The sequence below is a fragment of the Haliea sp. genome (assembly GCF_040221975.1).
Lineage (GTDB): Bacteria > Pseudomonadota > Gammaproteobacteria > Pseudomonadales > Halieaceae > Haliea.
In genome coordinates this window covers 120,756-131,554 of the sequence record NZ_JAVJWR010000002.1, presented here as the reverse complement: position 1 = coordinate 131,554, position 10,799 = coordinate 120,756, and the positions used below count along the sequence as shown (strand labels likewise).

11 protein-coding genes are annotated in these 10,799 nt (G+C 62.8%); 6 read left to right on the top strand and 5 right to left on the bottom strand.

Features of this window, described 5'->3' with window-relative positions; translation table 11 throughout:
* Positions 1-454: 454 nt before the first annotated feature.
* Positions 455-1,750 carry a tyrosine--tRNA ligase gene (tyrS, locus tag RLO07_RS00820; protein WP_462290228.1) on the bottom strand — a complete coding sequence of 432 codons (1,296 nt, stop codon included), beginning with the start codon at positions 1,748-1,750 and terminating at the stop codon, positions 455-457.
* A gap of 195 nt (positions 1,751-1,945) precedes the next feature.
* On the opposite strand from tyrS, the gene RLO07_RS00815 reads away from it, so the two are divergent.
* Both RLO07_RS00815 and RLO07_RS00810 read left to right on the top strand, forming a co-directional pair.
* Positions 1,946-3,313 (top strand): OapA family protein, encoded by a 1,368-nt coding sequence (locus RLO07_RS00815; RefSeq protein WP_462290227.1) that lies wholly within the window; start codon positions 1,946-1,948, stop codon positions 3,311-3,313.
* A gap of 1 nt (position 3,314) precedes the next feature.
* Positions 3,315-4,463, top strand: coding sequence for an anhydro-N-acetylmuramic acid kinase (locus tag RLO07_RS00810; RefSeq protein WP_462290226.1), 1,149 nt, complete (start codon positions 3,315-3,317; stop codon positions 4,461-4,463).
* Here the strand turns inward: RLO07_RS00810 and erpA are convergent.
* From erpA to argC, 4 genes are all read right to left on the bottom strand, one after another.
* Entirely contained in the window at positions 4,456-4,809 is a 354-nt protein-coding gene (gene erpA, locus RLO07_RS00805) for an iron-sulfur cluster insertion protein ErpA (protein ID WP_462290225.1), read from the bottom strand. The two genes, RLO07_RS00810 and erpA, sit on opposite strands and share 8 nt — an antisense overlap.
* A 135-nt stretch (positions 4,810-4,944) precedes the next feature.
* A complete protein-coding gene (locus RLO07_RS00800; RefSeq protein WP_462290224.1) occupies positions 4,945-5,415 on the bottom strand; it encodes a bactofilin family protein in 471 nt (156 codons plus the stop codon).
* Complete coding sequence (locus tag RLO07_RS00795; RefSeq protein ID WP_462290223.1) at positions 5,402-6,148, bottom strand: DUF6776 family protein; 747 nt, start codon at positions 6,146-6,148, stop codon at positions 5,402-5,404. Before RLO07_RS00795 ends, RLO07_RS00800 begins: the two co-directional genes overlap by 14 nt.
* Before the next feature lie 7 nt (positions 6,149-6,155).
* Positions 6,156-7,187 (bottom strand): N-acetyl-gamma-glutamyl-phosphate reductase, encoded by a 1,032-nt coding sequence (gene argC / locus RLO07_RS00790; protein WP_462290222.1) that lies wholly within the window; start codon positions 7,185-7,187, stop codon positions 6,156-6,158.
* A 137-nt stretch (positions 7,188-7,324) separates the two neighbouring features.
* Between argC and RLO07_RS00785 the strand changes: the two genes are divergently transcribed.
* The 4 genes from RLO07_RS00785 (at position 7,325) to RLO07_RS00770 (ending at position 10,792) form a co-directional block, all read left to right on the top strand.
* Positions 7,325-7,744, top strand: a complete 420-nt coding sequence (locus RLO07_RS00785; protein WP_462290221.1) for a CopD family protein — start codon at positions 7,325-7,327, stop codon at positions 7,742-7,744.
* A gap of 101 nt (positions 7,745-7,845) precedes the next feature.
* Entirely contained in the window at positions 7,846-9,126 is a 1,281-nt protein-coding gene (gene hemL / locus RLO07_RS00780; RefSeq protein WP_462290220.1) for a glutamate-1-semialdehyde 2,1-aminomutase, read from the top strand.
* A 15-nt stretch (positions 9,127-9,141) separates the two neighbouring features.
* A complete protein-coding gene (gene hemB / locus RLO07_RS00775; RefSeq protein ID WP_462290219.1) occupies positions 9,142-10,146 on the top strand; it encodes a porphobilinogen synthase in 1,005 nt (334 codons plus the stop codon).
* A gap of 10 nt (positions 10,147-10,156) precedes the next feature.
* A complete protein-coding gene (locus tag RLO07_RS00770) occupies positions 10,157-10,792 on the top strand; it encodes a delta-aminolevulinic acid dehydratase (RefSeq protein WP_462290218.1) in 636 nt (211 codons plus the stop codon).
* Positions 10,793-10,799 lie beyond the last annotated feature (7 nt).

The following is a 10,799-nucleotide window of genomic DNA, read 5'->3' as shown; positions in this document are numbered from 1 at the left end:
CACCCAAATCTCGGCTCAGACACAATTCGAAATCATATATTCATTAAATGAATCGATGAGTCACTTGTTGTGTCTGAATAGTCGTACAACTATCCCAACAAGTGCCCACACATCTGTCTTCGTTTCTTTGTTAAATAACCCAGAGCCGCCGGGGCCATGGTTTCTGTCGCAGGCCGTAGCCTCTAACAGGGACGCGTATTATACCGATGAGCGTCCGCTTGGCAACAGCTATTTGCAATTTTCTGCTGGCAGCCGCTGCCGGTAACTCACCTTACCTTTATAACCCAACTGATTGATAGCAAAGGGAATCCAGGCCCTCTTCGCGGGCTTTGCGCCGCTGCCACTGCGAAGGGAGGCGAACTATACGCAGCGGATCGGACGCGCGCAATACCCTTTGCAAAAAATAGTCAGGTTATCCCGGATTTGCCAGCTTTCATGCGCCCCGACCGAGACATCACAGGAGCTCGAACAGGTGGTACTTCTTCTTGCCCAGACGCGCGAGGAAAAAGCGGCCATGGAGCGCCAGGCTGCGATCCAGGCATTGCGCCACCCGCTCATTGTCTTCCCAGCCCAGGGCGCGGCCATTGACGAAAACCGCTTTCCGGCCCAGGGCGTCCTTTACCTGCTTCCCGGAAGCCGCCATGCCCGCATCGGCAAGCAGCTGGGTCAGGGTGGCTGGCAGCGATCCCGCTGCCAGGGCACTGGCAGGGAGGCCGTCCTGGCGCAATTGTTCCAGGTCGCTCTCCGACAGCTGCCCCAGATCGCCACTGAACAAGGCCTCGGTAATGCGCTGCGCCGCGCTGAGCCCCGCGTCTCCGTGCACCAGCAGGGTTACCTCGCGCGCCAGCACTGCCTGGGCCTCGGGCCGCCCCTGCCGCTCCTCGTCGGCACGCTGCAGCGCATCAATGGCAGCCACCGGCAGGAAGGTGAAGTACTTCAGGAATCGGTAAACATCCACATCCGCTGTATTCAGCCAGAATTGGTAGAAGGCATAGGGAGAAGTGCGAGCAGGGTCCAGCCAGACAGTGCCGGACTCGGTCTTGCCGAATTTGGTACCGTCTGCCTTGGTGATGAGTGGCATGGTCAGCCCGAAAACCTGCTTGCCGTACATGCGCCGGGCCAGGTCAATACCGCCGGTGATGTTACCCCACTGGTCAGACCCGCCCAGCTGCAGACTGCAGTCATAACGACGGCTGAGTTCGGCAAAGTCGAAGGACTGCAGGATCATGTAGGTGAATTCGGTAAAACTGATACCGCTACCCTCGCGCTCAATGCGCTGCCTGACCGATTCCTTCTGGATCATGGCGTTCACCGAGAAATGCTTGCCGACATCCCGCAGGAAGGTCAGGACATCCATGCCCTGGGTCCAGTCCAGGTTGTTGACCACCTCCGCGGACACCGGGCCGGCATCAAAATCGATGAAGCGGGATACCTGCTGGTGAATCTTCTCCACCCAGCCGGCAATGACATCCGGGGTATTGAGCTGGCGCTCCTGGGCCTTGAAAGACGGGTCGCCAATAAGTCCGGTGGCGCCGCCCACAAGGGCCAGGGGCCGGTGGCCCGCCAACTGGAAGCGGCGCAGCATGAGCAAGGGCACGAGGGAGCCGATATGCAGGCTGTCGGCGGTAGGGTCAAAACCGCAATACAAGGTACGCGTGCCGCCATCCAGCCAGGCTGGCAACTGGTCTTCGCCGGCCACCTGGAAAATCAGGCCTCGGGCCTTGAGGTCGGTCAGCAGGGCACTACTCATCGAACGACTCCAGGATCTGTTGGCCAAGATGGCCTTTTGAGGGGCGCAAACCATACAATACGGCTGAAAAAAAGCAAATCTTATGTTCCTCCAGGCTCTGTCAGAACGCCGGAATCTTTTATATACTCAATGGCCTATAGGGCACAGCTAACAACGATTATGCGCAAATTGGGAAATCACCGGGGAGCGACATCCATGCCAGCAGACACGAAGCGGCTGCCCCGCAAACACTTGCTGGCAGTCGGCCTGCTCTCTGTCCTCGTTGCGGCAGCCACCATCCTGACCCCCTCTGGCGACGTCAACGCCAACCGCGAGGACACGGCGGACCTCGGCTTTGAACTGGACAGTGACATTCTCCAGCCCATTGCGGTGAATCCGCGGCAGCCATTGGTGCCGACAGCGGCACCAGCCCCGGAAACCACAACCGCGCCGGCCTGGGAAGAGCAGACTGTGCGCCGCGGCGACAACCTGTCACTGATCTTCAAGCGCGCCGGCTTCAGCAACACTGATGTCTACCGGGTGGTCAACGAGGCGCCGGAAGGCAAGGCCCTGTCGCGAATCTATCCGGGGCAGACCATCGCCTTCGAAACCGCAGGTGACGGCACCCTGCAGGCTGTACGGCATGTCATCTCGCCGCTGGAGTCCGTTACCTACCGGCGCACCGATGACGGCTTTGCAACGGAGCGGGACTTTCGCCAGACCGAACTGCATGAATCCTGGGTCAGTGCCGAGATCACCTCTTCCCTGTTCATGGCAGGCAAGGACGCCGGGCTCTCCAATACCCTGATCCTGGACCTGGCCAACATTTTCGGCGGCGTCATCGATTTCGTGCAGGACCCCCGCAAGGGTGACACATTCCACGTCATCTACGAAGAGTTGTACCTGGATGGCGAAAAGTATCGCGACGGCACCATCCTCGCCGCCTCCTTTACCAACCGCGGCAAGACCTTCAATGCCTTCCGTTACGAGGACAAGGAAGGCGACGTGGTCTACTACAATGAAGACGGCGAAAGCATGCGCAAGGCCTTTCTGCTGGCACCGGTCGACTTCACCCGCATCAGCTCCAACTACAACCCGCGTCGCTTGCACCCGATCTACAAAACCACCCGTCCGCACCGCGGCACGGACTATGCTGCCCCTACCGGCACCCCGGTCTATTCCGCTGGCGATGGTCGCGTGATCAAGGCCGGCTACACCCGGGCCAACGGCAATTACATTTTTGTGCAGCACGGTGACCGCTATGTCACCCGTTATCTGCACCTCCACCAGCGCAAGGCCAAGGAGGGGCAACGTGTTGCCCAGGGCCAGGTAATTGGTACAGTGGGCTCCACCGGCGCGGCAACTGGCCCCCACCTGCACTATGAATTCCTGATCGACGGCCGCCACCGCGACCCGCGCAAAGTGCACCAGGAGCTGCCCAAGGCGAAGATGCTCGCGGCCGCCGAAATTCCAGCATTCAAGGCCACTATCGCCAACACCTCCCGCCAACTCGCAGGCCTGCAGTCTGAAAACAGGCTGGCACTGAACAGCCGCGAAACCGGAGATTCCGCACCGGCACCCTGACGTGGCTGCCCGGGAGCTTTATGTCGGCATCATGTCCGGCACCAGTATTGACGCCGTTGATACGGCACTGGTTCGCTGCACGAGGCGGGACTGTGAACTGCTGGCAACCCTGGAACATCCCATCGCGCCCGAATTGCGAGGCGATATTGTCGCCATCAGCCAACCAGGTGACGACGAAATTGAGCGCCTTGGCCCGCTGGATCGAAAGCTTGGGGCCCTCTTTGCCGACGCGGTACTGACACTTCTCGCCCACACCGGTTACGACAAGGGAGACATAGCGGCTGTCGGCAGCCATGGACAGACCGTTCGCCACCGTCCGCCATCGGCCGGCAACAGGACTCCTTTCACCCTGCAAATCGGTGATCCCAATACCATCGCCGAGCTGACCGGCATCACCACCGTGGCCGACTTCCGCCGCCGCGACATCGCTGCTGCCGGTGAGGGCGCCCCCCTGGCCCCGGGCTTCCACGCGGCTGCATTCGCCCACAAGGGCAAGAGCCGCGCAGTCGTCAACATCGGCGGCATCGCCAATATCACCCTGCTATCGGAGACCCGACTGGTCAGCGGATTTGATACCGGCCCGGGAAACACGCTGCTGGACCAGTGGACCCGGCGACACAATGGCCTGGCTTACGACCGCGACGGGCAGTGGGCCGCCGAAGGCGAGGTGAATACCGCGCTGCTGGAGCAATTGCGGAGGCACCCCTACCTGGCTCGCCGCGGCCCCCGCAGCACCGGCAAGGAAGCGTTCAACCTGGCGTGGCTGCAATCCTGCCTGCTGTCGTTACCGGAACTGGAGCCCCGGGATGTGCAGGCCACTCTCGCTGAATTCACCGCCGACAGTATTGCCGGTGCCATCATCAGCGCAGAAACGGCAGTTGATGAAGTCTACGTTTGCGGCGGCGGCGCCCGCAACACGGACCTGATGCGACGCCTGTATCGTCTGCTGGCGCCCAGACACCTGGACACTACCGCAGCGCTGGGCATTGATCCGGAATGGGTCGAAGCTGCCGCTTTTGCCTGGCTGGCGTGGCGCACCATGAGCGGCCTCGCGGGCAGCAGCGCCGCCGTAACTGGCGCCAGGGGCGCGCGCGTACTGGGCGCAATCCATCCTGCCGGAGAGGTCCCGGGAAACTCTGCTGTCAGATAGAAAATGACGCGCCGCAGCCGCAGGTCGTTGCGGCGTTGGGGTTGTTGATGACGAAACGCGACCCCTCCAGACCCTCGGTGTAATCGACCTCAGAGCCCACCAGATACTGGAAGCTCATGGGATCTACCAGAACGGCAATGCCGTCACGCTCGATAACGGTGTCATCGTCCGCGGCGGTGTCCTCGAAGGAAAAGCCGTATTGGAAACCGGAGCACCCGCCCCCGGTGATATAGACGCGCAGCTTCAGTTCCGGATTCTCCTCCTCCTCGACCAGCTCGCGCACCTTGTCCACCGCCCGGGCAGTGAGATTGATCCCGCCGGGATTGAATGATTCAGCTACGGACATGACTTTTCTCCGGGGCCACAGTGTCCCCGACCTGACTGCAATGGGCAGGCATTATGGTAAACCTGACCATTCCAGTCAACTATAGCGGGGTGCCCGGCGAGGGGCGCCTAGCCGGGGGCGCCTAGCCGGGGGCGCCTAGCCCGGAGCATCCCCGGACGATTGCGTTCTGGCGGATGTGCGGGCGCCACTGGCTACCCGCAGCTGGGGCTCGGCGATACGGGCCGGCTCAGAGATTGTCTCCGGCTCCGACCGGTGCAGCAGGCGGCCATTGATTTCTGCCCCCGCCGCCATTTCCACAATGTTGTAAAAAACATCCCCGCTCACCCTGGCACAGGGCGCGAGCTCCAGGTGTCGGGCGGCGTGGACAGAGCCTTCCACAGTGCCATTGATCATGACCACTGGCGCCCTGATCTCGCCCTCAACGCGCCCGGCCGCAACCACTCGCACCATGGCGTCCTTGCCGGCCTCGGCAATGACGCAGCCGTTGACCTGGCCCTCGATCTCCAGGTTGCCGCTGAAATGGAGATCGCCGTTAATGGTGGTTTCGCGCGACACCAGAGTGGTCCCACCGGCAACCGTTGTACCACCACGCTTACTTCCCAACATGGGTAAATTTCTCCTGTACTTGCCAAGGATACTGCTCTCGCGCCTCCGCCTTGCTGGGGGAGGACAGGGTTGCCACGACACTGACCGCCTGGGGTTCGAACCCTTCCGGTAGCACCAGGTCGCCCTCTATGGACTGAAAGTAGCGAAACCGCAGTGGCAGGATAGTGCTCTCAAGATCTGCACTCAACTCCGCAAGGGGATATGTCCGCGGCTCGCCTGCCTGCTGTCCGCTAACCTCGGCGAACAGCTCCCCCTGCAGCGGTGTATGCTTGCGTGCCTCCTGCTGCACGACAATGCGAAAACCATAGCGACCGGGCTCTTCCCTGGACACCAACTCAATCTTGCGCAGGCTGAACCCCTGGGCAATTTCGCCCGGCGCCATCAGGCTGCGATAAAACCGGATACCCTCCTCGAGGCCCGCTATCTGTTCCTTCTGCGCGGCCAGCTCCTGTCGCACCAGCTCCAGCGCGGCGCGATCCAGTTCGTGCCTGGCGGTAATCACCCCCAGCTGACGGTTCAGCTCTGCCTGTTCAACCTGGGCGACCTGCAGGGCCTCTGCCTGAGCCCGGTGCCGCTGAGGGTCGATGCCGACGCCGCTGAACGCAGCCTGCCGCCCGAGAACGAATCCCACGCCCATCACCAGTGCGGCGGACAAGGTCAACACCAGGACCACTATTTGCTGATGGCGGACATGGTAGCGCCGGACCACCGTGCGGTAGCGATCGTCTGTCACGGGCATTTCAGGGCAGCAGCCCTACCAGGTCCAGCCCCGTCTGCTCAGGCAGGCCGAACATGATGTTCATGTTCTGCAGCGCCTGGCCGGAGGCGCCTTTCACCAGATTGTCGATGGTCGACATGACCACCACAGTGTCGCGATCCTGTGGCACCATGATCGACAGCTGGCAGCGGTTGGCGCCCTTGACGGTGCGGGTCTGGGGAAACATGCCCCGAGGCAGTACATCCACGAAGGGTTCATCCGCATAATAGTCCTCGTACAATGCCTGCAAATCTCCCGCCGGACCGTGCAGGCGCGCGAACAGGGTCGCATGAATGCCGCGCACGATGGGCAACAGGTGAGGCACGAAAGTCACCGCCACCGGCGCGCCTGAGACGTCCCTCAGACCCTGCTCTATCTCTGGCAGGTGACGGTGGCCACCGACCCCGTAGGCCTTGAAGCTGCCCGCAACCTCACTCAGCAGGTTATCGATCTTGGCCTGGCGGCCGGCGCCGCTGGCGCCGGAAGCGGCGCTGGCAATCAGCGAGGCCGGATCGACCAGGCCCCTGGCCAGCAGCGGTATCCAGCCAAGCTGAATGGCCGTGGGGTAGCAACCCGGGCAGGCGACCAGCTTCGCTTCCCGGATTTGATCGCGGTTCACTTCCGGCAGCCCATAGACGGCCTGCGGCAACAGGTCGGGACTGGCGTGAGGCTCACCATACCACTGCGACCAGAGGGCTGCATCGCGGATCCGGTAGTCCGCCGAGAGGTCGATAACCCGGGTGCCGCCAGCCAGCAACTCCGGCACCAGCTGCATGGCAACGTTGTGCGGTGTAGCGAAAAACACCACATCACAGGCCGCCAGCAGCGCCACATCGGGTTCGGCAAAAACGAGATCAAAGTGCCCCCGCAGATTGGGGAACAGGTCATCCACCCGGCGTCCCGCCTCGGCACGGGAGGTGATGGCAACCACGTCCACCTCCCGGTGCAGTGCCAGCAGACGCAACAACTCGACCCCGGTGTACCCGGTGCCCCCCACGATACCTGCCCTGATCATGACCACTCCCTGCTGCTGTACCCGGGCTCGACGGCCCCGGACAATATCAAAACGTCACAGTATAAAAGCAAACTCGCTGCCGATAACTGTTAATATTGGGATTCACACATTAGCGCACAAGGCGTCAGATCGCTCCCATGCTGTGGCTCAAGGCGTTTCACCTGATTTTCATGGTCTGCTGGTTTGCCGGCCTGTTCTACCTGCCGCGAATTCTGGTCTACTTCGCCGCCAGCAAGGACGCCGCAACCCGCGCCCAGCTCGCAATCATGGCGCGCAAGCTGTATCGCTTCGTGACCCCGTTCATGCTGCTCACCATCGCCTTTGGCATCGCCCTGATCGCCACCAACCCGGGGTACTACCTGACCTCGCTCTGGCTGTGGGTGAAAATCGCCGCCGTCGCGGTGCTGGTAGGCTACCACATCCAGTGCGGTCGCTTTGTGCGCGCGGCAAACGCTGACCACAATCGCCACGGCCACGTTTTCTATCGGTTTTTCAATGAGATACCGGTACTGTTCCTGTTTGCAATCATCATCCTCGCAGTCGTCAGGCCCCTTTGACGCAAGTGGGGCTACTCTGGCTATACTGCCCGGTCACGACATGATCGGACGTGGCAACGCCTGCCGCCTGCAGCACCCGCACTACACCAGGATAGGACAACATGAGTACATCTGAGCAGCTATTCGAGCGCGCCCGCCAACATATTCCCGGCGGGGTCAACTCCCCGGTTCGCGCCTTCAAGGCCGTGGGCGGCACCCCGGTCTTTGTGGAGCGCGCGGACGGCGCCTGGTTTTATGACTGTGAGGGCAAACGCTACATCGACTACGTGCTGTCCTGGGGGCCGATGCTGATGGGCCACAATCACCCCCATGTGCGCGAGGCGGTCATTCGCCAGTGCGAGAAGGGGCTGAGCTTCGGCGCTCCGACGGAGCTGGAAATCCAGCTGGCGGACCGGATCTGCGAGATCATGCCGGGGATGGACCTGGTGCGGATGGTGAATTCAGGCACCGAAGCCACCATGAGCGCCATCCGTCTGGCCCGCGGCTGCACCGGTCGCGACACCATCGTCAAGTTCGAGGGCTGCTACCACGGCCACTCCGACTCCCTGCTGGTGAAAGCCGGCTCCGGCGCCCTGACCCTGGGCGTACCCAGTTCACCCGGGGTGCCCGCCGCACTCGCCGACCACACCATGACCCTCACCTACAACGACAGCGAGGATCTGCGCCGCGCCTTTGCCGAGCACGGTGACTCCATCGCCTGCGTGATTGTCGAGCCGGTCGCCGGCAACATGAACTGTATTCCGCCACAACCGGGCTTCCTGGAAACCATGCGCGAATTGTGCAGCAAGCACGGCGCCGTGCTGATCCTGGACGAGGTGATGACCGGCTTCCGCTTCGGCCTGCAGGGTGCCCAGGGGTACTACGGGATCGAGGCCGACCTGACCTGCCTGGGCAAGGTCATCGGTGGCGGCATGCCGGTCGGGGCCTTTGGCGGCAAGCGCGAGTTCATGGATCAGATCGCGCCACTGGGCCCGGTCTACCAGGCCGGCACCCTGTCCGGCAACCCGATCGCGATGGCCGCCGGGCTCGCCACGATGGAAGTGATCTCGGCGCCGGGCTTCTACGAGCCGGTCTTCGCCCGCACCAGCCAGCTCTGCGAGGGGCTGGAACAGGCCGCGGCTGCCGCGGGAGTCCCCTTCACCACCAATCACGCCGGCACCATGTTTGGCGGCTTCTTTACTGACGCGGCGACAGTCAGCAATTACAGTCAGGTCATGGCCTGCGACACGCCTGCGTTCAACCGCTTTTTCCATGCCATGCTGGACGCCGGTGTCTACCTCGCGCCCGCCTCCTACGAGGCCGGATTCATGTCGGCCGCCCACACCGATGCCGATATTGCTGCGACCGTGGACGCCGCCCGCGCCGCGTTCGCCAGCCTCTGACTGGAGACCGAAATCATGTTCCAGAGCCCGCGCGGTCCCTTCCCCCACACCCGCATGCGTCGCTTGAGGGCGCAGGAATTCTCCCGGAGCCTGGTCCGGGAGAACATGCTCACTCCCGCAGACTTCATCTTCCCGGTATTCGTGCTGGAAGGCAGCAACCAGCGTGAAGCCATCGCCTCCATGCCCGGCATCGAACGGCTCAGCATTGACCTGCTGGTGGCCCAGGCCCGGGAAGCACAGAATCTCGGTGTGCCGGCCCTGGCCCTGTTCCCGGTGGTCCCCGGCAAGAAAAAAAGCCTGCGCGCCGAGGAGGCCTGGAACCCGGAAGGCCTGGTGCAGCGGGCAGTGAAGTCACTGAAAGATGCCCTGCCGGAGCTCGGGGTGATCACCGATGTTGCGCTCGACCCCTACACCACCCACGGCCAGGACGGCATCATCGACGACAGCGGCTATGTCCTGAACGACGTCACCAGCGACGCCCTGGTACAGCAGGCACTCTCACACGCGGATGCCGGGGCGGACGTGGTCGCCCCCTCGGACATGATGGACGGCCGTATCGGCGCCATCCGCACCACGCTGGAGAAACACAGCCATCACAACACCCTGATCATGGCCTACGCCGCCAAGTATGCCTCCAGCTACTACGGACCGTTCCGCGATGCGGTAGGCTCCGCCGGCAACATCAAGGGCGGCAACAAGCACAGCTACCAGATGGACCCGGCCAACAGCGACGAAGCCCTCCACGAATGCGCGCTGGACCTGGCCGAGGGCGCGGACATGATCATGGTGAAACCGGGCATGCCCTACCTGGATATCGTCAGGCGCGTAAAGAACGAGTTGCAGGCCCCCACCTTTGCCTATCAGGTCAGCGGCGAGTACGCGATGCACATGGCCGCGTTTGAGCAGGGCTGGCTGGCCCATGAGCCGGTCATGCTGGAATCGCTGCTGGCCTTCAAGCGCGCAGGCTGCGACGGCATTCTCACCTATTTTGCGCTGCAGGCAGCGCGGGCACTGCAGTAGGGGCGTTCCCGTGACTGGCTGGCAGCGAACGTCGCTCACCCTCGCCAGTGCCGCCCTGGCGCTGCTTGGGACACTGGCCCAGGGCGCGCCGGAAGAGGAGTGCAGCTGTCTCTGGCAGGGCAGCTTCGCCGAGGTCGAGGCGCAGACTGACCTGGTCGCCGCAGTTACCGTGCTGGGGGGCAAGGGCAACTCCCTGGACGTCACCGTGGACCGCATCCTGCGCGGCCGCGAATTCAATGAGAAAGTGCGCCTCTGGCTCAAGGCAAGGGACTACTGCCGGCCGGATGCAGAAGGGTTCCCGGTCGGTACGCGCTGGGTCATGGCCCTGTACCGTATCGCCGAGGAGGTGCCCGGCGGCTTCGATCCGGATACACCCAACATCAGCTACGGGCGCATCGGCGACTACCGCCTGTCCAGTTGCGGCGGCTACTGGCTTGAACTCCATGAAGACCGGGTGACCGGCAACCTGGTCAACGCCCCGCGCTGGGAGCGGGCACCGAAAATGACCCCGGTACTGCTGGATCTGCTGGCGGCCTATACCCGTGGCGATGTGACCAGCGAGGCCCTGCTGGAGGCAAGCCGCGAAGACCCCGCCCTGCGCGAGTTGATGCTGGACACCAGGGAATTCCTGCGCCAGGTGCGCTGAACCAGCA